Origin of the sequence: Sphingomonas sp. LaA6.9 (genome assembly GCF_022601895.1) — a bacterium.
Taxonomy (GTDB): Bacteria; Pseudomonadota; Alphaproteobacteria; order Sphingomonadales; family Sphingomonadaceae; genus Sphingobium_A.
In genome coordinates, this window is sequence record NZ_JAKVIO010000046.1 from 1 (window position 1) to 23626 (window position 23626).

20 protein-coding genes are annotated in these 23626 nt (G+C 64.3%); 6 read left to right on the forward strand and 14 right to left on the reverse strand.

What is annotated here, in order from left to right:
• Positions 1-892 (reverse strand): alanine--tRNA ligase-related protein (locus MKI88_RS18015; RefSeq protein WP_241632937.1); only part of this gene is annotated, 892 nt, incomplete at its 3' end.
• Between the two features lie 220 nt (positions 893-1112).
• Between MKI88_RS18015 and MKI88_RS18020 the strand changes: the two genes are divergently transcribed.
• Together MKI88_RS18020 and MKI88_RS18025 are read left to right on the forward strand one after the other, a co-directional pair.
• A complete protein-coding gene (locus MKI88_RS18020; protein WP_241632938.1) occupies positions 1113-3146 on the forward strand; it encodes an elongation factor G in 2034 nt (677 codons plus the stop codon).
• 101 nt (positions 3147-3247) lie between these two features.
• Positions 3248-4591, forward strand: a complete 1344-nt coding sequence (locus MKI88_RS18025; protein WP_241632939.1) for a dicarboxylate/amino acid:cation symporter — start codon at positions 3248-3250, stop codon at positions 4589-4591.
• Here MKI88_RS18025 and MKI88_RS18030 read toward each other — a convergent pair whose 3' ends face one another.
• The 9 genes from MKI88_RS18030 to dapA all read right to left on the reverse strand — a co-directional run bounded on the left by MKI88_RS18030 (position 4592) and on the right by dapA (position 15145).
• Positions 4592-5857: a dicarboxylate/amino acid:cation symporter gene (locus MKI88_RS18030; RefSeq protein ID WP_241632940.1), complete on the reverse strand. Its 1266-nt coding sequence runs from the start codon at positions 5855-5857 to the stop codon at positions 4592-4594.
• Positions 5858-6025: 168 nt separating this feature from the next.
• Positions 6026-6652, reverse strand: a complete 627-nt coding sequence (locus MKI88_RS18035) for a glutathione S-transferase family protein (RefSeq protein WP_241632941.1) — start codon at positions 6650-6652, stop codon at positions 6026-6028.
• 328 nt (positions 6653-6980) lie between these two features.
• Positions 6981-8060 (reverse strand): recombinase RecA, encoded by a 1080-nt coding sequence (gene recA / locus MKI88_RS18040; protein ID WP_281063758.1) that lies wholly within the window; start codon positions 8058-8060, stop codon positions 6981-6983.
• A 124-nt stretch (positions 8061-8184) separates the two neighbouring features.
• Complete coding sequence (locus MKI88_RS18045) at positions 8185-8541, reverse strand: response regulator (protein ID WP_241632942.1); 357 nt, start codon at positions 8539-8541, stop codon at positions 8185-8187.
• A gap of 76 nt (positions 8542-8617) precedes the next feature.
• Positions 8618-10951, reverse strand: a complete 2334-nt coding sequence (locus MKI88_RS18050) for a response regulator (RefSeq protein WP_241632959.1) — start codon at positions 10949-10951, stop codon at positions 8618-8620.
• A 140-nt stretch (positions 10952-11091) separates the two neighbouring features.
• Positions 11092-13134: a M13 family metallopeptidase gene (locus MKI88_RS18055; RefSeq protein WP_241632943.1), complete on the reverse strand. Its 2043-nt coding sequence runs from the start codon at positions 13132-13134 to the stop codon at positions 11092-11094.
• Between the two features lie 79 nt (positions 13135-13213).
• Positions 13214-13795: a DUF2062 domain-containing protein gene (locus MKI88_RS18060; RefSeq protein WP_241632944.1), complete on the reverse strand. Its 582-nt coding sequence runs from the start codon at positions 13793-13795 to the stop codon at positions 13214-13216.
• Positions 13788-14270 carry an SsrA-binding protein SmpB gene (smpB, locus tag MKI88_RS18065; protein ID WP_241632945.1) on the reverse strand — a complete coding sequence of 161 codons (483 nt, stop codon included), beginning with the start codon at positions 14268-14270 and terminating at the stop codon, positions 13788-13790. The genes MKI88_RS18060 and smpB overlap by 8 nt, the downstream gene beginning before the upstream one ends.
• Complete coding sequence (gene dapA, locus MKI88_RS18070) at positions 14270-15145, reverse strand: 4-hydroxy-tetrahydrodipicolinate synthase (RefSeq protein WP_241632946.1); 876 nt, start codon at positions 15143-15145, stop codon at positions 14270-14272. The genes smpB and dapA overlap by 1 nt, the downstream gene beginning before the upstream one ends.
• A 98-nt stretch (positions 15146-15243) precedes the next feature.
• On the opposite strand from dapA, the gene MKI88_RS18075 reads away from it, so the two are divergent.
• On the forward strand, positions 15244-17256 hold the full coding sequence (locus MKI88_RS18075) for a lytic transglycosylase domain-containing protein (RefSeq protein WP_241632947.1): 2013 nt from the start codon (positions 15244-15246) through the stop codon (positions 17254-17256).
• Between the two features lie 2 nt (positions 17257-17258).
• Positions 17259-17750: a transcription elongation factor GreB gene (gene greB, locus MKI88_RS18080; RefSeq protein WP_241632948.1), complete on the forward strand. Its 492-nt coding sequence runs from the start codon at positions 17259-17261 to the stop codon at positions 17748-17750.
• 120 nt (positions 17751-17870) lie between these two features.
• Here the strand turns inward: greB and MKI88_RS18085 are convergent, their stop codons facing one another.
• From MKI88_RS18085 to aspS, 4 genes are all read right to left on the reverse strand, one after another.
• Positions 17871-18392 (reverse strand): carboxymuconolactone decarboxylase family protein, encoded by a 522-nt coding sequence (locus MKI88_RS18085; RefSeq protein WP_241632949.1) that lies wholly within the window; start codon positions 18390-18392, stop codon positions 17871-17873.
• Positions 18393-18477: 85 nt separating this feature from the next.
• Positions 18478-19023, reverse strand: a complete 546-nt coding sequence (locus MKI88_RS18090; protein ID WP_241632950.1) for a peroxiredoxin — start codon at positions 19021-19023, stop codon at positions 18478-18480.
• 206 nt (positions 19024-19229) lie between these two features.
• Positions 19230-20012, reverse strand: coding sequence for a polyphosphate kinase 2 family protein (locus MKI88_RS18095; protein WP_241632951.1), 783 nt, complete (start codon positions 20010-20012; stop codon positions 19230-19232).
• 94 nt (positions 20013-20106) lie between these two features.
• Positions 20107-21888 carry an aspartate--tRNA ligase gene (gene aspS, locus MKI88_RS18100; RefSeq protein WP_241632952.1) on the reverse strand — a complete coding sequence of 594 codons (1782 nt, stop codon included), beginning with the start codon at positions 21886-21888 and terminating at the stop codon, positions 20107-20109.
• A gap of 230 nt (positions 21889-22118) precedes the next feature.
• On the opposite strand from aspS, the gene rnd reads away from it, so the two are divergent.
• Both rnd and MKI88_RS18110 read left to right on the forward strand, forming a co-directional pair.
• On the forward strand, positions 22119-23300 hold the full coding sequence (gene rnd, locus MKI88_RS18105) for a ribonuclease D (protein WP_241632953.1): 1182 nt from the start codon (positions 22119-22121) through the stop codon (positions 23298-23300).
• Between the two features lie 2 nt (positions 23301-23302).
• Positions 23303-23602: an I78 family peptidase inhibitor gene (locus tag MKI88_RS18110; protein WP_241632954.1), complete on the forward strand. Its 300-nt coding sequence runs from the start codon at positions 23303-23305 to the stop codon at positions 23600-23602.
• The last annotated feature ends 24 nt before the right edge of the window (positions 23603-23626 follow it).

Genomic DNA, 23626 nt, shown 5'->3' on the forward strand with positions numbered 1-23626 from the left:
GGCCTTCGTTCGCGGGCAGCACGCCGTCCGCCACGAGGAAGCCCGAGGAGCGCAGGTGATCCGCGATCACGCGGTGGCTGGCCTGATTGTCGCCCGTGGTCGTGGTCTTGGTCAGCTCGCCTGATTCGGCGATCAGTGCCTTGAAGGTGTCGGTGTCGTAATTGTCATGGACGCCCTGAAGCACCGCTGCGAGGCGCTCGAGACCCATGCCCGTGTCGATCGAGGGGCGCGGCAGATCGCCGATAATCTCGTCATTCTCCTGCACGAACTGCATGAAGACGAGGTTCCAGATCTCGACGAAACGGTCGCCATCCTCATCGGGGCTGCCCGGGGGGCCGCCGAAGATATGGTCGCCATGATCGTAGAAGATTTCCGAACAGGGTCCGCAGGGACCATCCGAGCCCATCGCCCAGAAATTGTCCTTGGTCGGGATGCGGATGATGCGGCTTTCGGGAAGACCCGCGATCTTCTTCCAGAGCTCGAACGCCTGATCGTCAGTGTGATAGACGGTGGCGGTGAGCTTGTCGGCGGGAATACCCCATTCTTTCGTCAGCAGGGTCCAGGCATGCGTGATCGCCTGTTCCTTGAAATAGTCGCCGAACGAGAAGTTGCCGAGCATCTCGAAGAAGGTGTGATGCCGTGCGGTATAGCCGACATTGTCGAGATCATTGTGCTTGCCGCCCGCGCGCACGCACTTCTGGGACGAGGTCGCGGTCGAATAGTCGCGCTTCTCGAGCCCCGTGAAGACGTTCTTGAAGGGCACCATGCCGGCGTTCACGAACATCAGCGTGGGATCGTTGTGCGGGACGAGCGGCGCGGAAGGCACGCGCGCATGGCCCTGGCCCTCAAAATAGTCGAGGAACGAGCGGCGAATGTCATTGGTCGAAGTCATGACTGCCACTTAGGTGAGCCGAAGCGGTGTGAAAAGGCTGTGATTCGAGTCGATCGCCGAATAATGCGCATGGATTGCCCATTTGGGGCGCTGGCGAAGCGCATCGTCGCAAGCTATGAAAGACGAAACTGCGCCTCAGTACCCGCTGGACGGGAGAGCCGCGTCCCGTCCTGCCTGATCCGCAGGCATAGGAAGGATGCGGCCTGAAGGAGTGGCATTCATGGAAACCACGAAAGGAGTTCGGGCTGTAGCGCTCGTCGGCCCCGCCGGGGCTGGCAAGACAAGCCTCATGGAGGCGCTGCTGTTCGCCGCCGGCGCGATCAGCCGTCAGGGCGCGGTGGAAGCCGGCACGAGCACGGGCGATGCGAGCCCCGAGGCGCGCGCGCGCGGCGGATCGACCGAGATCAACCTGGCCCGGCTCGAATATCTCGGCGATCGCTTCGCGCTGCTCGACACGCCCGGCTCGATCGGCTTCGCCGCCGACGGGGACGCTGCGCTCAATGCCGCGGACCTCGCGCTGATCGTCATCGACCCCGATCCTGCGCGTGCGTCGCTCGCCGAGCCCGTGCTGCGTCGCGTCGAAGCGCTTGGCATTCCCCATGCGATCTTCGTCAACAAGATCGATCAGGCGCGGGGCTCGATCCGTGAGCTGCTGGCGGCGCTCGAGCCCATGAGCAGTGCGACGCTGCTGGCACGGCAGATCCCCATTCGCGAGGGCGACAAGGTGACCGGCTTCGTCGATCTCGCGCTCGAACGCGCATATCACTATCAGCCCGGCAAGCCGTCGCAGCGGATCGACATTCCCGCGGACATGGTGGACCGCGAGGCGGCCGACCGTTTCCATATGCTCGAACAGCTCGCCGATCATGACGACGACCTGCTCGAACAGCTCATTTCGGATCAGGCGCCATGTCAGGACATGGTGTGCGCCGATCTGACACGCGAGCTGCGCGAGGGCCTCGTCGTCCCCGTGCTGTTCGGTTCGGCGCTGAACGGCTTCGGCATCCGGCGATTGCTCAAGATGCTGCGCCATGAAGCGCCCGCGCCCGAGGCGGCCGCCGCGCGCATCGGCGCCACCGATCCCAGCAGCTATGTGCTCAAGATCTCGCATGGCAGCCCGGTCGGCAGGCTGGCCTATGCGAGAGTCTGGGGGGCGCCGCTGACCGAGGGCGGTGAACTGATCGACACTGCCGGCGAAGCGACCCGCATCGGCGGGTTGTTTTTTGTCCAAGGCGCCAGCACCGCCAAGACGAGCAATGCCGATCCGGGCGACGTGATCGCCATCGCCAAGGTCGATTCGGCGCATAGCGGCGACCTGCTCGGCATCGGCCGCAAGGTGGCGGCCGCCGCGCAGGCCGCGCCCTCTCCGACGATGAACAGCGCGGTCGCGATCGCGACGCAGGACCGCAAGGACGATGTCCGGCTTTCGGCGGCGCTGCACAAGCTGGTCGAGGAGGATCCGTCGCTTCGATGGGGGCATGACGAGGGCGCGCATGAGATGCTGCTGCGCGGGGTCAATGACGAGCATCTGCAGGCCACGATCGCCAAGCTCAAGCGGCGCTACGGGGTGGCGGTGGACACGCGCAAGCCAAGCGTGCCCTATCGCGAATCGATCCGCAAATCGGTGACGCAGCGCGGCCGCCACAAGAAGCAGTCGGGCGGGCACGGCCAATATGGCGACGTGATTATCGAGCTGCGGCCCGTCGAACGCGGCGCGGGCTTCGTTTTCGACGAGAAGATCACGGGGGGGGCGATCCCGAAACAGTGGATCCCCGCGGTCGAGCTCGGCGTGCGCGACGCGATGGAACACGGCCCCATGGGTTTTCCCGTGGTCGATGTCGGGGTGACGCTGGTTGATGGGTCGTTCCACAGCGTCGACAGCTCGGAGCTGGCCTTTCGCCTTGCGGGGCGGATCGCGATGTCCGAGGCGCTCCCCCAATGCACGCCCTATCTGCTCGAACCGATCTGGCAGGTGAGCATATTGACGCCGGGCGGCGCGACCTCACGCGTCAGTTCGGCGGTATCGAGCAGGCGCGGACAGGTGCTCGGCATCAATCCGCGCGAAGGCTGGTCGCGCTGGGACCGGGTCGACGTGCTGCTGCCCGAGGCCGAACTGCACGGGCTCGACGCCGAATTGCGGTCCTTGAGCCAGGGGCTGGCGAGCTTCACGGCGCAGTTCGACCACCTCTCCGAGCTGAGCGGCAAGATGGCGGAGCACGTCGTCCAGCAAGCGCGGGCCGCCGCGGCCGCCTGACGGCGCAAGCAAGGCCCATTCGACCGCCGGGTTCACGCATCGGCTTGACCCGGCGGCGGCAATCCTCTTGGTAGTCGCCTTCGCGAAGACGGGGGACACCAGTGGCCAAGCGCCTGACCTACTATATTCTCGCCGGGCTGGTGCTCGGCATCTTCTGTGGCTGGGGCCTCAACGCCGCGATCGGCGACGGCACCCCCGAAGCCAGCGCGCGACTGACCGAGATCGCGGGCTATTTCTCGATTGTCACCACCATCTTCCTGCGGCTGATCAAGATGATCATCGCCCCGCTGGTCTTTTCGACGCTGGTGATGGGCATCGTCCATATGGGCGACACATCAGCGCTCGGGCGCGTCGGGCTCAAGTCGCTCACATGGTTCTTTTCGGCGAGCCTGGTTTCGCTGACGCTCGGGCTGGTCCTCGTCAACTTCCTGCAGCCCGGCGTCGGGCTCGACTTTCCGCTCCCACCGGTCGAGGCGGCCAGCGGCGTCGACAAGGGCGCGTTCAACCTCAAGGATTTCATCACGCACATCTTCCCGGCCTCGATGATCGACGCCATGGCGAAGAACGAGATCCTGCAGATCGTCGTCTTCTCGCTGTTCGTCGGCGTCGCGCTCACCGCGGTCGGCGAAAAGGGGAAGCCTCTCGTCAAGGGCGTCGAGGCGCTGGTGCAGGTGATGCTCCAGATCACCGACTATGTGATGCGCTTCGCGCCCTTCGCGGTGTTTGCGGCGGTTGCAGGGACGCTCACCGAACGCGGTCCCGCCATTCTGGGCGATCTCGCCTATTTCATGGGCAGCTTCTACATCGGCATGATCGTGCTCTGGATCGTGCTGATCGGCGCGGCCTTCCTGGTCGTCGGCAAGCGCACCGGTCTGTTGCTGCGCTATATCCGCGAGCCGATCCTGCTTGCCTTTTCTACCGCATCATCCGAGGCGGCCTATCCGCGGACGCTGGAGGCGCTGGACCGTTTTGGCGTGCCGCCCAAGATCGCGAGCTTCGTGCTGCCGCTGGGCTATTCGTTCAACCTCGACGGATCGATGATCTACATGACCTTCGCGACGATCTTCATCGCGCAGGCTTATGGCATCGACCTGACGCTCGGCCAGGAGATCACGATGCTCCTGGTGCTGATGATCACGTCCAAGGGCGTGGCGGGCGTGCCGCGCGCCAGCCTGGTCGTGATTTCGGCGACGCTAGCGCTGTTCGACATTCCCGAGGCGGGACTGCTGCTGATCCTCGCGGTCGACCATTTCCTCGACATGGGACGCTCGGCGACCAACGTCGTCGGCAATGCCGTCGCGAGCGTCGTCGTCGCCAAATGGGAGGGCAAGCTCGACCCGATCGAGCCCGCCGAGATTGAGCCGCCGCACGCGCCCTCGACCCACCACATCCTGCACGCGCCGGAAACCGTTGGAGACCAGGGCCCGGACTCCTTCCGCGCCTGATCAGGCCAGTTGCCGTTCGGTCGTCTCGCCACGCGAGACGACCGCGGCAATGGCGAGGTCGCCGGTGACGTTGAGCGTCGTCCGGCACATGTCGAGGAAACGATCAACGCCGAGAACCAGCCCGATCCCCTCGGGCGGCACGCCGACCATGCCGAGGATGAGCGCGATCACGGGCAGCGATCCCGCGGGAACGCCCGCGGTACCGATGCCGCCCAGAATGCAGATGAGCAGCACCATCGCCTGCGCGCTCAGCGTGAGCTCGACGCCGAAGAACTGCGCGAGGAAGAGGACGGTGATCCCTTCGAACATCGCGGTGCCGTTCTGGTTGGCGGTCGCGCCGATGGTGAGGACGAAGCGCGAGACGCGCGGGGGCAGATGGAGCTTGTTTTCGGCCACGCGCAACGCGGTCGGCAATGTCGCGTTGGACGAGGCGGTGGAAAAGGCCATCACCATCGCCTCCTGGATTCCGCGAAAGAAGAACACGGGCGACATGCCCCCCGCGATCCGGATCATCGCCGGATAGACGACGAACATCTGCAGCCCGAGCGCAAGCAGCACGACACCGACATAGGCACCGAGCCGGACAAGAAGCTCCCAGCCGAAGATCGCGGCGAGGTTGAACATGAAACAGGCGACAGCATAGGGCGCGAGGCGGATGACGATCCCGATCAGCCGCATCGTCACGTCGAACACACCCTCGATCGCGCTCTGGAGCTGCCGCGTGGCGGGGGTTCGGACGAGCAACAGGCCGATGCCGAACATGAGCGCGAAGAACATCACCGCGAGGATGTCGTTGTTCGACATGGCGGTGACGACATTGCTGGGAATGATGTTGAGCAGCGCGTCGATCCCCGTCGGCGCCTCCCTTCCGCCCGCGACGATCGCCTGTGCACCGTCGCGGGCATCGGCGAGCAACAGCTGCGCGAGCGCGGGATCCACGCCCGAGCCCGGCTTGAGCAGATTGACGACCGCGAGCGCGAGGATCACCGCGATCGTCGAGACCAGCACAGTGATGGCAAGCGTCTTGACCCCGATCCGCTTGAGCGCGGCGACGTCGCCCATGTCGGCAATGCCCATCACCAGCGCCGAGAACAGCAACGGAATGACGAGCATGAAGAGCAGCCGGAGAAAGATCTGCCCGATCGGCTGCGTGACATAGGTCGTGAAGGTCTCAAGCCACGGCGCGTCGGGCGCGATCATGTGGACGAGGAGCCCGCCCGTCAGGCCGACGATGAAGCCGATCAGCATCTTGACCTGGAGGGACATCGTTTCTCCTCCCCAACGGTTCTAACGCCCTGATTGCGATGCCGTTCCGCAATTTGGGTATCACCGTATCACGTCATTGCGAGCGGAGCGAAGCAATCCAGCGCTGAGGCTTGTGACTCTGGATTGCTTCGTCGCCATGCTCCCCGCAATGACGGCCGAGACGCACCATCAGGCGAAGGCGTAGGGCCCACCCTTTTTCAGCGCGGTCTTGTAGGCGGGCCGCGCGTGGATGCGATCGATCCAGGCGTTCAGATGCGGACGCGATTTCGATAGTCCGGCGCGCTGTCGCGCCGCCTCGAGCGGAAAGCTCATCATGACATCGGCTGCGGTGAAGACATCGCCCGCAAACCAGTCGCGCGTCGCAAGCTCATCCTCGAGCCAGTCGAGATGCGTGTCGATCATTGCCTGTATGCGCGGCCGCACCGGCTTGCCGAGAATGCCCATGCGGTTGATCACGAGCATGACGAGCAGCGGCGGCATCAGCGACCCTTCGGCATAATGAAGGAAATGGCGATAACGCAGGATCGCATCGCGATGCGGTGGCGGGCCGAGCTTTCCATCCGCGCACTCGACCAGATATTCGACGATCGCACCGGTCTCCACGATGACGCGGCCGTCGTCCTCTATCGCGGGCGACTTGCCGAGCGGATGGACTTTCCTGAGCTCGGGCGGGGCCAGCATCGTCTTGCTGTCGCGCTCGTAGCGCTTCACCTCATAGGGAAGCCCGACCTCTTCGAGCATCCAAAGGACGCGTTGCGAACGCGAATTTTCAAGGTGATGGACGATGATGGTCATGGACTTACCTCTCCTGCCCACAAATGCCCGCTCATCCTGAGGAGAGGCTGAGCCTGGCGAAGACTCGTCTCGAAGGATATGCCCGGAGCGGTCCTTCGAGACACCGTTTCGACTTCGCTCAACGGCTCCTCAGGATGAGCGGGCATGTGAGGCCCTTCAACCTTAGCTTCGCATCTTTCCCTTGAATTGCGAAAGAAAATTGCAGCGGGCCAAAACGAAAAAGGCCCGTCGACGCGCGACGGGCCTTTTGGGTGCTTGATGCGTAGGCGCGGCTATGGACCGCAGGGGTCGCCCGACAGAACCGGTACCGTCCTGTCAGGCGATGCGATCACAGATCGCCGTCATCCTCCGCATCGGGTCCTGTCATCATCTCTTCGGCGACCGCGTCGGTGCGCGCGCGGATCGCGGCTTCGAGGCGGTTCATCACCTCGGGATTTTCCTTGAGATAGGTCTTGGCGTTCTCGCGCCCCTGCCCGATCCGGATCGAGTCATAGGAGAACCACGCGCCCGACTTCTCGACGATCCCGGCCTTGACGCCGAGATCGAGGATCTCGCCGACCTTGGAAATGCCCGCACCGTACATGATGTCGAACTCGACCTGCTTGAACGGCGGCGCGACCTTGTTCTTGACGACCTTCACGCGCGTCGTGTTGCCGACGATATCGTCGCGGTCCTTGATCTGGCCAGTGCGGCGAATGTCGAGACGGACCGAGGCGTAGAATTTGAGCGCGTTGCCGCCGGTCGTGGTTTCCGGATTGCCGTACATCACGCCGATCTTCATGCGGAGCTGGTTAATGAAGATCACGATGCAGCGAGAACGGCTGATCGAGCCCGTGAGCTTGCGCAGCGACTGCGACATCAGGCGGGCCTGCAGGCCGACATGGCTGTCGCCCATTTCGCCCTCGATCTCGGCACGCGGCACCAGCGCCGCGACCGAATCGACGACGAGCACGTCGATCGCGTTGGAACGAACGAGCGTATCGACGATCTCGAGCGCCTGCTCGCCGGTGTCGGGCTGCGACACGATCAGTTCGTCGATATCGACCCCGAGCTTCTTGGCATAAACCGGATCGAGCGCATGTTCGGCATCGACGAAGGCCGCGGTGCCGCCCATCTTCTGGGCTTCCGCAATGACATGGAGCGCAAGCGTCGTCTTGCCCGAGCTTTCCGGACCGTAGACCTCAACCACGCGGCCGCGCGGCAAGCCGCCAATGCCGAGCGCGATATCGAGCCCGAGCGAACCCGTGGAGATCGCCTCGATCTCCATCGCCTCGCGCGAGCCCAGCTTCATTGCCGAGCCCTTGCCGAACGCGCGGTCGATCTGCGCGAGTGCCGCTTCGAGAGCCTTTTGCCTGTCCATATTCCCCGTCTTCTTATCGGAATCGATGAGCTTCAATTGTGCCGACATGGCTGCTTCCCCTCGTAGATCGAACACCGGTCCGGTTCAACGCAGGAGAGCTTCGTACAGTATTTGTTCTCATGGAACAAGAGTGGAACAAAAAATGTTCGGGTGCTGGAAATGCGGGCATGCTTCAGCCCGCGAGACGCTCCAGCGCGGACCGGACGCCGTCCATGGTGAAGGGCTTGGCAAGCACGGGCGCGCAGGCGTGCGCGTCGGGCAACGCCTCCGACTGGCCGCCGCTCGCGAGCAGATAGGGCTTGCCGTCCTCGGCCAGCCTGTCGGCCACGGGCCAGCACAGCTCACCACCGCGCAGGTTCACGTCGAGAATGACCGCGTCGAAGCTGCCCCGCTCGACGAGCGGCAGCGCGGTCGCGATCGAATCCGCGGTGCCCGCCCGGACGTGTCCCAACGCCTCGATAAAATCTTCCAGCATCATCGCGATGAGTGGCTCGTCCTCGATGATCAGGATGCGCAAGGGTGTCGTCATGCCGCTTCAATAGCAGCGGCGACGGTCGCTGGAAGCGAATTATTTGGCCGCGGGAGCGCTTTGCCGCGCGGCAGCATTACTTCGGCGCGATGGCGGCGCGCGCCGCTTCGGCAAGCTGGTTGACCGAAAAGGGCTTGGGCAGGAAGGCCACGCGGTCCAGGTCGATCGATTTGCGCAACTGCTCCTCGGCATAGCCCGACATGAACAGGATCTTGAGATCGGGCCAGGTCTTGCGCGCCTGACGCACCATCGTCGGACCATCCATCGTGGGCATGACGACGTCGGAGATGAGCAGGTCGATCTCCATTCCCTGCGCCAGCATCTCCAGCGCCTCCTCGCCATTGCTGGCGGTAAGGACGGTATAGCCATGGCGCGTCAGCGCGCGTTCGGCGACCGCGCGCACCATGTCCTCGTCCTCGACAAGCAGGATCGTGCCGCTGCCCCAGAGTTCGCCCTGCTTCACCTTGGGCGCAGGGCCGGTCTCGACAATCGTCTCGGCGTCGTGGACCGGCAGGTAGATGATGAAGCTCGTGCCCTCGCCGACGCGCGAATCGGCGAAGATGAAGCCGCCCGATTGCTTGACGATACCGTAGACCGTCGAGAGGCCGAGGCCGGTGCCCTTGCCCACTTCCTTGGTGGTGAAGAAGGGTTCGAAGATCTTGGGCAGCAATTCGGGCGCGATGCCCGTGCCGGTATCGCTGATCTTGAGCGCGGTATAGTCGACGATCGGCAGGATCTCGCTGCCCATCTGGCGCACGTCGCGCGCCGGAACCGCATAGGTCTGGATGGTGACGCTGCCGCCCTGGGGCATGGCGTCGCGCGCATTGACGACGAGGTTGACGATCACCTGCTCGAGCTGGCCCGGATCCGCGCGCACCGCGCCAAGATTACGGCCATGGCTGACATTCAGGATCACGGTCTCGCCGAGCAGGCGCTTGAGAAGGTTGGACACCTCCGAAATGACGTCGGGCAGTTGCAGCACCTGCGGGCGCAGCGTCTGCTGGCGCGAAAAGGCGAGCAGCTGGCGCGTCAGGCTGGCGGCGCGGTTGGAGTTGCTCTTGATCTGCTGGATATCGTCATAGTCGCTGTCGCCCGGCGCATGGCGCATCAGCATGAGATCGCTATGCCCGATGATCGCGGTCAGGATGTTGTTGAAGTCGTGCGCCACGCCGCCCGCGAGCTGGCCGACCGCCTGCATCTTGGTCGCCTGTTCGGCCTGACGCTTGAGCTTCGATTCCTCGCTCGAATCCTTCAGCGACAGCAGCACCGCCGCCTCGCCCAATCCGCGCGCGCCCGCGATGGTGAGCGCGACAGGCTCTTCGGGATTGTTGCGCAGACGCACCGCGATGTCGCCCGACAGCGCCTGCTGCCCGGCGCCGAAGCGTCGCACGGTATCGGCGACTGCGGCCTTGTCCTCGCGCACGACAAGATCGCCGGGATAGACGGGCATCACGCCCTCCTCGAGCCCGGCGGCGCGTGCGAAGGCATCGTTGAGGAAGAGGAAGCGACCGTCGCGATCGGTGAGCGCGAGGCCGAGCGGCAGCATCGAGAGCAGCGTCTGCAAATGGCTGCCCGTGCCGCCGGGACCTCCGATCCGGCCGGACACCGCATATTCGTCGTCGATCAGGAACAGCAGCGTCGGGCTGTCAATGACGCCCGCTTCGAGCGGCATCTGGAGCAGGCGCAGCGCGGTGCCCTTGCCGCCCTCCTCGGCGAAACGGATCACGCCTTCGCGGTCCGAAACGAGCAGCGTGACGAAATCGCGCCCCTCGATCGGCGCGTCGGCGCGGCCAGCGGCGCGCGCGACAAAGGCGCGATTGGCTGCGCGGATTCGTCCCTCACCGCCAACCAGCGCGACCATGATTCCGGCCTCACCGAGCCGATCGCCGCCCTCGCCCTCGATCAGCCGCCGCGCCTCGGCGCGCAGGTCGATCGTGCGATGCCGGCGAAAGCGCCAGAGCAGATGATCTTCCGACTGGCCCGATCGCAGGATCCGCGCGGAAAAACGCGTCCCGTTGAACTCGACAAGGTCGACCTCGGCGCGGCCGTCGCGCCAGGCGTCGCGTCCCGCGGCAGTGAGCTGCGACAGACCCGCCTGCCCCACCGCCAGACCGGGGGGCGTGGGAAAGCCCTGGAACCACGCGCCGAACAGGTCATTGGCGCAGACCAGTCGCCCCACGCGATCGGTGATCGCGATGGCAATGCCGTCATTGTCGGCGGCCTCGCGCGTCAGCGACCAGTCGATCCCGCCCGACACCGGCTGTTGCGGCGGATAGAGACGGCGAAAGACCAGCATCGACGACGCGATGAGCACGGCCGTCGCCGCAAACCCGGCGGCCACGGCGATGCTCTGGCTCGCCCAGAGCATCAGCAGCGCACTGAGCAAGGCCGCGCCGCCGACGATCAACATCAGCCAGCGATCCCCGGCGCGCGGCGCGAGCGGCGCATGGCGCGGCGCGGGACCTTCGGTGAGGGCTTGGAGCAGCGGTGCGTTCATGGGCGACTGCCCTCTTCGCCGCCGCTCCGATTGCCGTCAAGCGCTTCGGAGAATCACCAGATGCGGACGCGCTTATCCTGCGAGAGATAAAGCTTCGCCGAGGCATCGGGATTGTAGGCGCCGTACCAGGGGTCGAGGTTGCGCACGACCCATGTGCGCTGCGCCGAGGGCGAGTGCGAATCGGTCAGCAGCCGCTGGCGCAGATTGGCCTCGCGGTAGTTGCGGCGCCAGACCTGCGCCCAGCCCAGATAGAAGCGCTGGTCGCCGGTGAAACCGTCGATCACGGGCGCGGGCTTGCCGCCGAGCGAGGCCTTGTAGGCTTCATGGGCGACGGTGAGCCCCGCGAGATCCGCGATATTCTCGCCCAGCGTGAGCTGGCCCTTCACATGCTCGCCGGGCAGCGGTTCGTAGGCGTCGTACTGTGCCACGAGTTGCGCGGTCAGCGCGTTGAACTTCTTGACGTCGTCGGCGGTCCACCAGTCGGTGAGCGTACCCGTGGCGTCGTACTTGCTGCCCTGATCGTCGAAATGGTGGCTGATCTCGTGCCCGATCACCGCACCGATGCCGCCATAGTTGACCGCCGGATCGGCATGAGGATCGAAGAAGGGCGGCTGAAGGATCGCGGCGGGGAAGACGATCTCGTTCATCGAGAAATTGGCATAGGCATTCACCTCCATCGGCGTCATGCCCCATTCCCAGCGATAGATCGGCTTGCCGAGCTTGCCGACATTATAGTCATGCTCGAAATTGGCCGAGCGGATCGCATTGCCCAGCGCATCGTCGCGCCTGATCTCGAGCCCCGAGAAATCGCGCCACTTGTCGGGATAGCCGATCTTGGGCGTGAAGGCGGCGAGCTTGGCGCGCGCCCTGGTCTTGGTTTCGGGCGCCATCCAGACAAGCCCCTGGATGCGCTTGTCCATCGCTGCGATGACGTTCTTGACCAGCGTATCCGCCGCGGCCTTGGTCTCGGGCGGGAAATAGCGCTGGACGTAGAGCTTGCTGACCTCGTCGCTGAGGCTGTTGGTGACGAAAGTCACGCCCCGCTTCCAGCGCGGCTCGATCTGCGGCGTGCCCGAAAGCGTGGTGCCGTAGAAAGCGAAGGATTCGTCGCTGAAAGCCTTGGGCAGATAGTCCGAATAGCGGTCTAGCGTGCGGACGAGCATGGCGTCCTTGAGCACCGCCAGATCGGCATTTGCGACGATTGCGGCGGTCCCCTTCACCGCGCTCGGCTGCGCGACGATGAGCGAATCGACGTGCGCGCCGATCGCATGGAAATAGGCGGCGAAGTCGAAGCCGGGCGCGTCCTTGACGAGCTCAGCGACGGTCATCTTGTTATAGGTCTTGGTGGCGTCGCGGCTGTCGATCTTGGTCCAGTGGACCTTCGCAATCTCGGTCTCGAAGGCGAGCAGCGCCTGCGCGCGCGCGGCGGCGTTGGGCTCGCCGGCCAGCGTGAGCACCTTTTCGAGATGCGCGAGATAGGCCGCGCGCGTGTCGGCGAGCTTCTTGTCGGTGCTCAGATAATAGTCGCGGTCGGGCATGCCGATGCCCGACTGGAACATGGTGAGCGCGTAGTTTTCGGGGCTCTTGTCGTCCTGCCCGATAAAGGCGCCGACGGGTCCGCCGACACCGTTGCGGTCGGCCTGACCGACGAGCTTCGCATAGTCCGCCTTCGTCTTCACACCCTTGATCTGGTCGAGCCAGGGCTTGATGGGGGCAAGCCCCTTGGCCTCGATCGCGGCCTCGTCGAGGAAGCCGGCATAGGCGTTGCCGATCTTGCTCGTGCGGTCATCCTTCACCGCGTCGAGGATCTCGCGCGTGCGGGCACGCGAAATATCGTCGAGCCGCGTGAACATGCCATAGTTCGAGCGATCCGACGGAATGGGCGTCGACTTTGCCCAGGCGCCATTGGCATATTCGTAGAAATCGTCACCGGGCTTTGCCGTGCGGTTCATGCCGGCTTCGTCGAAGCCGAAGGCGCCGAGTTCGGGCTTCGCCGCTGTGGCCGCCGTCGGCGCAGTGTCGGCCGTTTCGGCGAGCGCAACGGTTGCGCCGGCGAGCGTTGTCGACGCCAGCAGCACGAAAAGCGCGGATTTCATGGACGATTCCCCTTGTTTCAACTGAAACCAAGCGTTCTAGTGCCCGCGCCGCAGGAATCAAATCGACGCTGGTCGACGCCTATTGGTCGTTGGTCGACAGCTCGATCGGCTTGTGCCCGCGCCGCCGCCACTTGGCACCGATCCACAATCTCCACAGGAAGATGGCGAGGACGTAACCGATAGCGGCCGCGATCACTGAGATGATGAAGAGCCCGGCGAGCAGCGCGGGCGCAGCGTCGGAGAGGAACCAAGCCGTCCATTCGCTGATCCCCGCCCTTTTGGACAGGAGTTGCATGAAGGTGCCGACGTCGGCGTGGAGCCCGAAGGCGCGATTGCCGACGATGATCGAACTGCCAAGCAGCAGCGGCGTCGTCGCCGGATTGCTCAGGAAGGTCATCGCCACGCCGATCGGGATATTGGCGCGAAAGGGCAGCGCAAGCAGCGCGACTCCGATGATCTGGATGCCCGGTATCAGCAGGAAGATGCCGACGATCAGGCCCAGCGCGACCCCGCGCGGCACCGAGCGCCGCGTGAAGCGCCACAGTTCCGAATGCGCGATGCGGTGCGCAAACGGCCGGAGCCAACGGCTCTGAACAAGCTCGTCGCGATGCGGCGTGTGCTTGCGGATCCAGTCGGCCAGCGCGGTCTTCCTTCTAGCCATTTTGCCTCAGCAGACGGCCCTGCTCGCGCTTCCAGTCACGCTGCTTGTCGCTCTCGCGCTTGTCATGCAGCTTCTTGCCCTTGGCGAGCGCCAGTTCGACCTTGGCGCGGCCGCGGCCGTTGAAGAATATTGACAAGGGGATAAGCGTCATCCCCTCGCGCTGGACGCCGACGCGCAGCTTGTTGATCTCGCGTTCGTGGAGCAGCAGTTTGCGCGGGCGCTTGGGCTCGTGGTTGAAGCGGTTGCCGTGGCTGAACTCGGGAATGTTGGCGTTGACCAGCCACACCTCGTTGTCCTTCACCTCGGCATAGCTCTCAGCGATCGAGCCCTCGCCGAAGCGCAGCGATTTGACCTCGGTGCCCGTGAGCGCGATCCCGGCCTCGAAAAATTCGTCGAGAAAATACTCGTGACGCGCGCGCCGGTTCTCGGCGACGGTCTTCACTTTCTCGAAACTGGCGGGACGCGGGCGGGCCATCAGATCAGTCCAAGTTGCTCCATGGCCTTGTCCACCACCGCGCGGCTCGCCGCGGAGGGCGGGGTCATCGGCAAGCGGACATCAGCCGTAAAGTCCTTATGTAGGCGATTGATCGCGTATTTCACGGGGCCGGGTGAAGCGTCGCTGAACAAAGCGACATGGAGCGGGAAGAGACGGTCCTGCAGGTCGAGCGCGACGTCCCAGTCGCCCGCGGCACAGGCGGCCTGAAACTCGGCGCACAGGCGCGGCGCGACATTCGCGGTGACCGAGATGCACCCCACCCCGCCCATCGCCATGAAGCCGAGCGCCATGTCGTCATTGCCCGAGAGCTGACAGAAATCAGTGCCGCAGGCGAGCCGCTGCGCGGTCACGCGCGCGACATTGCCGCAGGCATCCTTGATTCCGATGATGGTCGGAATCTCCGCAAGCCGCCCCATCGTCTCGACATCAATGTCGGTAATCGTGCGCGAAGGCACGTTATAGAGCATGATCGGCAGGTCACAGCGTTCCGCCAGATACGCGAAATGTGCGTAGACACCCTCACGATTGGGCTTGTTGTAATAGGGTGCGACGACGAGCGCGGCGGTGGCACCTGCCGCCTGCGCGGACTTCATATGCTCGAGCGCGGTCATCGTATCGTTCGACCCGCAGCCTGCGATCACCGGCACGCGACCATCGGCATGCTCGATGCAGACCGCGACGACACGATTATGTTCCTCGATCGTCATCGTCGCGGATTCGCCGGTCGTGCCGCAGGGCACAAGACCCCTGGAACCCTCGGAAATCTGCCAGTCGATGAAGTGCCTGAACGCCCCCTCGTCGAACGCACCGTCGCGAAACGGCGTCGCCAGAGCCGGTATCGACCCGGAAAACATGCCTTTGCTCCTTCATTTCGATGGCATTCCGCGTCATAGTCGCGGTCATGTCACGAAGCTTCTCTTGTTCAGCGCCTGATAAGGACCGCACCGCCAGAATGTCCAGCATGGTTGTACGATTGATCGCCGCAGGCCTGCTCTTTTCTTCCACCGCCGCAATCGCCCAGAATCTGACCGCCGACCAGCGCAGCTGGTATCGTGCGCAGATCAACGGCGGCGGCGGGGCGTTTCAGCCGCCGTCGCGGATGGATCCGACCGGCGAAGCGGTGGTGCAATGGAACCGGCTGCGCCAGAGCGACAGCTTCCCCTTTTCCTCCTATGCCAGCTTCCTGATGGCCAATCCCGGCTGGCCGGGCGAAAGCGCGATGCGCAAGACCGCCGAAGGGCGGATCGATCCAACGCGCGATTCCCCGCAACAGGTGACCGCCTATTTCGCGCGCCAGCCGGCGTTGACCGCGACGGGCGATGCCCGCAACGCCGTCGCACTGGCCGCGCTGGGCAAGCAGGACGAGGCGCGCGCCGCCGCGCGCCGTGCGTGGCTGGGCGGCGCCCTGCCCCCCGAAGACGAAGCGCGCATTCTCGGCACGTTCTCGGCAGCGCTAAGCCCGGCCGATCATGACGCACGCATGGAAAAGCTGCTCTGGGACGGCAGCACCAGCAGCGCCGTCCGCCAGTTGAGCCTCGTTTCAGGGGGGAAGCGGCAGTTCTTCGACGCGCGCATCGCCATGCAGACGCGCGCGCCCGATGCCGCGGCCAAGGCCAGCGCTATCGACGCCCAGTATCGCAATGATCCCGGCTATATCGTGGATCGCGCAGGGTGGCTGCGCAACACCAGCCAGGTGATGGCGGCGCGCGCGCTGCTTTCGAACCCGCGCAACCTGACGAAACCACCACTCAATGCCGAGGAATGGTACGAGACCCTGCTGACCAATGCGCGAGGCGCGGCGAACGATCGGCAATACCACCTCGCCTATAGCATCGCGTCGCGGGTCGACGACGGCTATGCGCCGGGCACCGACGTCCGCGATCGCCCGATTGGCGAACGCGACGACTATACCAGTCTTGTCTGGCTTGCCGGCATGACCGCGATGCAACGGCTGGGGCGCCCCGCCGACGCCATCGGCATGTTCCGTCGCTATGCGACCGCGGCGCGTTCCCCCCAGACACAGTCCAAGGGTTATTACTGGGCAGCGCGCGCGGCACTCGCGGCAGGGCGCGGCGTGGAAGCCAACGGCTTTTTCGGACAGGCGGCGGGCTTTCCGGACCAGTTTTACGGCCAGCTCGCGCTCGAGCGGCTCGGGCGCCCGATTCCCGCACCAACGCCGACCGCGGCAATCACGCCGTCGCCGGCCCAGCGCGAGGCCTTTTTCAACCGCAGCGTGGTCAAGGCCGCGAGGCTGCTGGGCGAGATCGACGCCTGGCGCGACCAGACGCAGTTCCTGCGCACCATCTCCGCTGACGCCAAGAGCAACACTGATCATCATTTCGCGACCGAACTCGCATCGCAGATCCGGCGCCCCGACCTTGCGGTGATGATCGGGCGCAGCGCTGGCCTGAACGGGCATAACGACTATGTCCGCGCGGGCTTTCCGGTTGTGAGCGTGCCTTCGGGACATGAGGGCGCGTTCACGATGATCCACGCGATCACGCGGCAGGAGAGCCAGTTCGACCGCGAGGCGGTGAGCCATGCGGGCGCGCGCGGGCTGATGCAGCTGATGCCGGGCACCGCGCGCGAGACCGCGGGCAAGCTGGGGATGAGCTATGACATCGGCGCGCTAACCGCCGATCCGAGCTACAACATCCGCCTCGGCTCGACCTATTTCGGCCGGATGCTGAGCTATTTCGGTGGCAGCTATCCGCTTGCGGTGGCCGCGTACAATGCGGGGCCGGGCAATGTGAACAAGTGGCTAGCCGCGAACGGCGATCCTCGCGCGGGCGGCGTCGACATCCTCGAATGGATCGAGGCGATCCCGCTGTTCGAGACGCGCAACTATGTCCAGCGCGTGCTCGAGAACGCGGTGGTCTATGACGCAATACACCCCGATCGCGCACGTTCGCGCGGGGCGAAGACGCCACTATCCTGGTATCTGGGCAAGCGGACGCCGGGCTGATCATGCACGACCGCCCCAATTACATCACGCCGCAGGGGTTTGCGCGGCTGCGCGCCGAATATGACGCGTTGTTCTCCGATGAGCGCCCGAAGCTGGTCGAGACGATCAGCTGGGCTGCGGGCAATGGCGATCGCTCGGAAAATGGCGATTATATCTATGGCCGCAAGCGGCTGCGCGAGATCGACCGCACGCTCAATCGGCTGTCGAAGAAGATGAAGGCGGCCAAGGTGGTCGACCCTTCGCGGCAGGAGGACCGTGGCCGCGTCTTTTTCGGGGCGACGGTCACGATCGTCGATGAGGACGATCGCGAGCGGGTCCTGACGCTGGTGGGCGATGACGAGGCAGATGCCGGCAAGGGTCTGGTCGGCTGGAACGCGCCGCTTGCGCGCGCGCTGCGTGGCGCGGGCGTGGGCGATCTGCGACGGGTGGAACTACCCGCAGGGCCTCGCGAGTTTGAGATACTGACGATCAGCTATCCGGAAGCTGCTGCATAACAACAACCCCGTTGGGGCTGAGCCTGTCGAAGCCCTCTCCTTCTTTTACCTTTGCAGCAGAAAAAGGGAGGGCTTCGACAAGCTCAGCCCGAGCGGGTTTGTGAGCGCGACACCCTCGCTTTACGCGACAGCCGCGTGGATCGTGGCCACCGCGGTCATCACCGCGCCAATGCGTGCGGCGGTCTGGATGATCTCGCTGCTGACGCCGTGCTGCTGGAGCACCTTTTCATGGCTGTCGATGCACATGCCACAGCCATTCTGCGCCGAGACCGCGAGGCTGAAGAGCTCGAAATCGGCCTTTTCGATCCCCGGATTACCGATCACGTTCATGCGCAGCTTCGCGGGCAAGGTCGCATATTCCTTGTTCGAGGCAAGGTGGACGAAGCGGTAATAGACATTGTTCATCGCCATGACCGCGGCAGCGGCACGCGCGGCGTTGGCGGCCTCGGGCGAGAGCTTGCCCTCGACTTCGGCCTCGGCGGCGTCGACGAGCGGCTTGTAGCCCGTGCCATGCGCGGTCGCGAGCAGCAGGCCGTATTTTCGCTGGTCGCCGAGCGCGGCGTCATTGAGCAGCGAACCGACATTGAGGCGGATATCCTTGGCGAAATCGGGAAGCGCTTCCGCGAATTCCTTGAGCGACATGGGGTGTTCTCCTTGGAAAATGGGTAAAAAAAGGGCGCGGAATTGTGTGAACCCCGCGCCCCTTTCGATCAGGTCAGACCTGGGCTCAGGCGGCCGGCTTGAGGACCTCTTCGCCCGCCTGCCAGTTGCAGGGGCAGAGCTCGTCGGTCTGCAGCGCGTCGAGGACGCGGATCGCCTCGGCCGGATTGCGGCCCTGGTTGAGGCCGTTCACGGTGACGTGCTGGATCACGTTGTGCGGATCGACGATGAAGGTAGCGCGGTAGGCAACGCCCTCTTCCTTCGCGACGATACCCAACGCCTCGGCCAGTTCCTTCTTGTTGTCGGCGATCCAGGGGAAATCGCAGTTCGCCAGACGCTCGTCCGACTTGCGCCATGCGAAGTGGACGAAATCGGTGTCGGTCGACGCGCCGATCAGCACGGCGTCACGGTCCGCGAGATCCTTGACCAGCTCGCCATAGCCGATGATCTCGGTCGGGCAGATGAAGGTGAAGTCCTTGGGCCAGTAGAACACGACCTTCCACTTGCCGTCGGTCTTGCCGAGATCGATCGTCTCGCCCGCGGGGAGCGCCGAGACGCCCTGCTGGACGGGAACGGTGAGGGCGGGGAACTTGTCGCCAACGGTAAGTGCCATTTCGATATTCTCCTTTTTGAAACTGGCTGCATCGCAACATGGAGGGCGGTTAGGACCGGTTCGGGCCAAACCACTCTCCTGAAAATCTTTTCTTTAGCTTTTTGCCGGGCAGAGCCGCCCGACGCCGACGCACATAACGCGAACGCAGCAGATCATCCAATCGATTATTCAGCGCTGCATGATCGACCCCGTCGATCAACGATGTCTTAGTCGGCGCGGTATCCAATCTGCTCGGCAGCGACCTTGAGCACTTCGGGATCGAGTGCGGGCGGCTCCATGTTCACATTGGCCGAGAGCCGGTCGGCGACATAGTTGAGGATCGCGACACGCACCGCCTTCTTGTTGTTGGCGTCGAACACCTTCCATGGCGCCCAGCGCGTATCGGTGCGATCGAACATGTCCTGCAGCGCGGCAAGATAGTCGTCGCGCCTGGCGCGGTTGCGAAAATCCTCGGTTCCGGTCTTCCACCGCTTCCACGGATGATCGAGACGCGCGCGGATGCGCTTGTCCTGCTCTTCCTGGGTGATGTGGAGGAACAGCTTGACGATCGTCGTGCCGCAATCCCTTTGCTGCGCCTCGAACTCGTTGATCTCGTCATAGCCGCGACGCCATTCGGCCTCGCTCGCGAAACCCTCGACGCGCTCGACGAGCACGCGCCCGTACCAGCTGCGGTCGAAGATGTTGATGTCGGACGCGCCGGGCAGTTTCTGCCAGAAGCGCCAGAGGAAATGGCGCTCCTTCTCCTCGACCGTCGGCGCCTGGATCGGCCACACCTCGAAATAGCGCGGATCGAGTTCGGCGGTGAGGCGGCCGATCGCGCCGCCCTTCCCCGCCGCATCCCATCCTTCGAAGACGAGAATGGCGCGCGCGCCGCGGCAGATATAGGCGGCCTGGATGTGCGAGAGCCGCTCCTGCGCGGATTTCAGCGCTTCGTCATAGTCGCCGTCGAACTTTTCGCCTTTTTCATAGTCCGAAAGGTCGATGGGCATGGCTGATCCTCCTGCCCTCCCTTAGCCGTTCGCATCGCGCCAAGTCGAGGGATCTCCCCCAGCTTCGCGCGATCGCACGGAAATGGGACAGTGTTCAGGACTTCTGCGCGGGCTCGACGAGACGAATGTGAAGCTCGCGGAGTTGCTTGAGGCTGACCTCGCTTGGCGCGCCCATCATCAGATCCTCGGCCTTCTGGTTCATCGGGAAGACGATGACCTCGCGGATATTGGGTTCGTCCGCCAGCAGCATGACGATGCGATCGATACCGGGCGCCGAACCGCCGTGCGGGGGCGCGCCGAACTTGAACGCGTTGATCATGCCCGCGAAATTGGTGTCGACCTCTTGCTGGCTGTACCCGGCGATCTCGAACGCCTTGTACATGATCTCGGGCCTGTGGTTCCGGATCGCGCCCGACGACAGTTCGACGCCGTTGCACACGATGTCGTACTGATAGGCGAGGATATCGAGCGGGTCCTTGCTCTCCAGCGCCTCCAACTCGCCCTGTGGCATCGAGAAGGGGTTGTGGCTGAAATCGACCTTCTTGTTGTCCTCGTCATATTCGAACATCGGGAAATCGACGATCCAGCAGAATTCGAATTTGTTGGGGTCGATCAGCTCGAGCTGTTCTCCGATGCGCGTGCGCGCGAGGCCGGCGAGCTTCGCGGCATCGGCTTCCTTGCCGGCTGCGAAGAACACGCCGTCGTCGGGGCCGAGGCCGAGCGCTTCGATCAGTTTCGCGGTCGCTTCTGGCCCGTGGTTCTTGGCGATCGGGCCGCCCGCTTCGCCGCCCTTGATGTTGATATAGCCGAGGCCCGAGAATCCCTCCTGGCGCGACCAGTCGTTCATCTCGTCGAAGAACTTGCGGCTCTTTTCACCCGCCCTGGGCGCCGGAATCGCGCGGATCACGCCACCGCCTGCAACGATGCCGGCGAAGATCCCGAAGCCCGAGCCGTGGAAATGCTCGGTCACGTCCTGGATGACGATAGGATTGCGCAGGTCGGGCTTGTCGTTGCCGTATTTCAGCATCGACTCGCGGTAGGGAATGCGCGGGAACGGATAAGGCGTGACGCTGCGGCCGTTGGCGAATTCCTCGAAGACGCCGTGGAGCACGGGCTCGATCGCCGCGAAAACGTCGTCCTGCGTGACGAAGCTCATCTCGAAATCGAGCTGGTAGAACTCGCCCGGGCTGCGGTCGGCGCGCGCATCCTCATCGCGGAAGCAGGGCGCGATCTGGAAATAGCGATCGAAGCCCGCGACCATCAGCAGCTGCTTGAACATCTGCGGCGCCTGCGGGAGCGCATAGAACTTGCCAGGATGGACGCGGCTGGGGACAAGATAGTCGCGCGCGCCCTCGGGGCTCGACGCGGTCAGGATCGGCGTCTGGAACTCGGTGAAGCCCTGCCCGATCATGCGCTGGCGGATCGAAGCGATCACCCTGGAACGCAGCACGATATTGTTGTGGATGCGCTCGCGGCGCAGGTCGAGGAATCGGTATTTGAGGCGAATGTCCTCGGGATATTCCTGATCGCCGAAAACGGGGAGCGGCAGTTCCTGCGCCTGCGACTGAACGGTCACGTCACGCGCGCGCAGCTCGATCTCGCCCGTGGGGAGGTTGGCGTTCTTCGTCTCGGCCGAACGCGCGACAACCTCGCCCGTGATCGTGATGACGGATTCGGCGCGCGCGCTATCGATCGTCTTGAATGCCTCCGAATCGATATCGGTAACGATCTGGGTGATGCCGTAATGATCGCGCAGGTCGACAAAGAGCAGTCCGCCATGATCGCGCTTGCGGTGAATCCAGCCGGAGAGGCGGACGGTTTCCCCGACATGGGAAGCGCGCAATTCGGCGCAATTGTGCGTGCGATAGGCGTGCATGAAGCTCTTCTTTTCTGCTGTGCCCGTTATCGGGCGAACGAACGCCGCGTAACACAGGGGAGAAGGCGCTTTGTCAAGCCGCGAGTCGGACGCCAGACCTTGATCGCTTCGGGCTGATCCAGCCCGAAGCGTGAATCAAGGTCTCAACCATTGGAATAGAGCCTGATTCACGCTTTCAGCGGAAGCGCGCAGCGCTTCCACTTCAAGCGATCAGGCTCTAAGGGGCTTCGATGCACATCCATCCTCTGATTACCGATTCCGAAACGCTTGCGCAGCTTTGCGAACGCCTGGCCCGGTCACCCTTTATTGCGGTCGACACCGAGTTCATGCGCGAGAACAGTTACTGGCCTGATCTCTGCCTGATCCAGATCGCCGACGAGAGCGAGGCTGCCGCCATCGATCCCAAGGCCGACGGCATGGATCTGACGCCGCTGCTGAACCTGCTCGTCAACAACGAAGACGTGCTCAAGGTCTTCCACGCGGGCGGACAGGACATCGAGATCGTCCACAACCTGACGGGCAAGACCCCGCACCCGATGTTCGACACGCAGATCGCGGCGATGGCGCTCGGCCAGGGCGATCAGGTGGGCTATTCGAACCTCGTCGACAGCTGGCTGGGAATCACGCTGGACAAGGGTGCGCGCTTCACCGACTGGAGCCGCCGGCCGCTCGACAAGCGCCAGATCGAATATGCGATCGGCGATGTGACTCATCTGTCGAAGATATTTCCGCGCATGCTGGAAAAGCTGCGCAAGACCGGCCGCGGCGCATGGCTCGATCAGGAGATGGAACGGATCGCCGAGCCGTCCAACTATGTGAACGAGCCCGAAGAAGTGTGGCAGCGCGTCAAGATACCGAGCCGCAAGCCCGAAGTGCTCGGACGGCTGAAGGCGCTGGCGGCATGGCGCGAACGCGAGGCGCAGAACAAGAATCTGCCGCGCGGCCGAATCGTCAAGGACGAGACGCTCGCCGATCTCGCGGCGCACCCGCCCAAGGTGCAACCCGACCTCGCGCGCGTCCGCGGGCTTTCGGGGAGCTGGGCGGGCAACGACATCGGATCGCGGATGATGGCCGCGCTGGAGGCGGCAAAGCCGCTGCCGGCATCCGAGATGCCCTCGCGCGATGATCGCAAGCCCGGCCTCGGCCGTGAAGGCGCGCTGGTCGCGGACCTGCTCAAGCTCCTCCTCAAGATCCGCGCGCGCGACGCAAATGTGGCCCCGAGGCTGCTTGCCCGGACCGAGGAGCTTGAAATGCTTGCCGCGGGCAACCGCAAGGGCCTCGCCATCCTCGAAGGCTGGCGCTTCGAGCAGTTCGGCAGCGATGCGCTGGCGCTGGTGGAGGGCAGGCTTGCCTTTGCCGTCCGCCACGGCAAACTGGTGATGACCCGCGCCGAAAGCGACGAGGAGAGCTGACCATGCGCCTGCCCCTGATGATCCTGCCTGTACTGCTCGCGGGCTGTGCTACGACCACCGCCGAAGGTGAAGGAGGTGGCAACGACATGGAGCTTCCCGCGGGATGCAAGGGCGACGCACTTCAGCAGTTCGTGGGCCAGACTGTATCTGCCGAACTTGGGGCGGCGGCGCTCAAGGCAAGCGGCGCACGTACGCTGCGCTGGGGACCGCCGCGTTCAGCGATGACGATGGATTTCCGGAACGACCGGCTGACAATCAGCTATGACGACGACATGAAGGTGACGCGCGCAAGCTGCGGCTGACGCCCGGCATAGGCGAACAAATTC

What these genes read in the sequence shown, in the direction of transcription:
- MKI88_RS18020 (WP_241632938.1), top strand. Translation starts at nt 1,113, where the DNA reads ATGGAAACCACGAAAGGAGTTCGGGCTGTAGCGCTCGTCGGCCCCGCC.
- MKI88_RS18030 (WP_241632940.1), bottom strand. Translation starts at nt 5,857, where the DNA reads ATGTCCCTCCAGGTCAAGATGCTGATCGGCTTCATCGTCGGCCTGACG.
- MKI88_RS18035 (WP_241632941.1), bottom strand. Translation starts at nt 6,652, where the DNA reads ATGACCATCATCGTCCATCACCTTGAAAATTCGCGTTCGCAACGCGTC.
- recA (WP_281063758.1), bottom strand. Translation starts at nt 8,060, where the DNA reads ATGTCGGCACAATTGAAGCTCATCGATTCCGATAAGAAGACGGGGAAT.
- MKI88_RS18045 (WP_241632942.1), bottom strand. Translation starts at nt 8,541, where the DNA reads ATGACGACACCCTTGCGCATCCTGATCATCGAGGACGAGCCACTCATC.
- MKI88_RS18050 (WP_241632959.1), bottom strand. Translation starts at nt 10,951, where the DNA reads ATGTTGATCGTCGGCGGCGCGGCCTTGCTCAGTGCGCTGCTGATGCTC.
- MKI88_RS18055 (WP_241632943.1), bottom strand. Translation starts at nt 13,134, where the DNA reads ATGAAATCCGCGCTTTTCGTGCTGCTGGCGTCGACAACGCTCGCCGGC.
- MKI88_RS18060 (WP_241632944.1), bottom strand. Translation starts at nt 13,795, where the DNA reads ATGGCTAGAAGGAAGACCGCGCTGGCCGACTGGATCCGCAAGCACACG.
- smpB (WP_241632945.1), bottom strand. Translation starts at nt 14,270, where the DNA reads ATGGCCCGCCCGCGTCCCGCCAGTTTCGAGAAAGTGAAGACCGTCGCC.
- dapA (WP_241632946.1), bottom strand. Translation starts at nt 15,145, where the DNA reads ATGTTTTCCGGGTCGATACCGGCTCTGGCGACGCCGTTTCGCGACGGT.
- MKI88_RS18075 (WP_241632947.1), top strand. Translation starts at nt 15,244, where the DNA reads ATGTCCAGCATGGTTGTACGATTGATCGCCGCAGGCCTGCTCTTTTCT.
- greB (WP_241632948.1), top strand. Translation starts at nt 17,259, where the DNA reads ATGCACGACCGCCCCAATTACATCACGCCGCAGGGGTTTGCGCGGCTG.
- MKI88_RS18085 (WP_241632949.1), bottom strand. Translation starts at nt 18,392, where the DNA reads ATGTCGCTCAAGGAATTCGCGGAAGCGCTTCCCGATTTCGCCAAGGAT.
- MKI88_RS18090 (WP_241632950.1), bottom strand. Translation starts at nt 19,023, where the DNA reads ATGGCACTTACCGTTGGCGACAAGTTCCCCGCCCTCACCGTTCCCGTC.
- MKI88_RS18095 (WP_241632951.1), bottom strand. Translation starts at nt 20,012, where the DNA reads ATGCCCATCGACCTTTCGGACTATGAAAAAGGCGAAAAGTTCGACGGC.
- aspS (WP_241632952.1), bottom strand. Translation starts at nt 21,888, where the DNA reads ATGCACGCCTATCGCACGCACAATTGCGCCGAATTGCGCGCTTCCCAT.
- rnd (WP_241632953.1), top strand. Translation starts at nt 22,119, where the DNA reads ATGCACATCCATCCTCTGATTACCGATTCCGAAACGCTTGCGCAGCTT.
- MKI88_RS18110 (WP_241632954.1), top strand. Translation starts at nt 23,303, where the DNA reads ATGCGCCTGCCCCTGATGATCCTGCCTGTACTGCTCGCGGGCTGTGCT.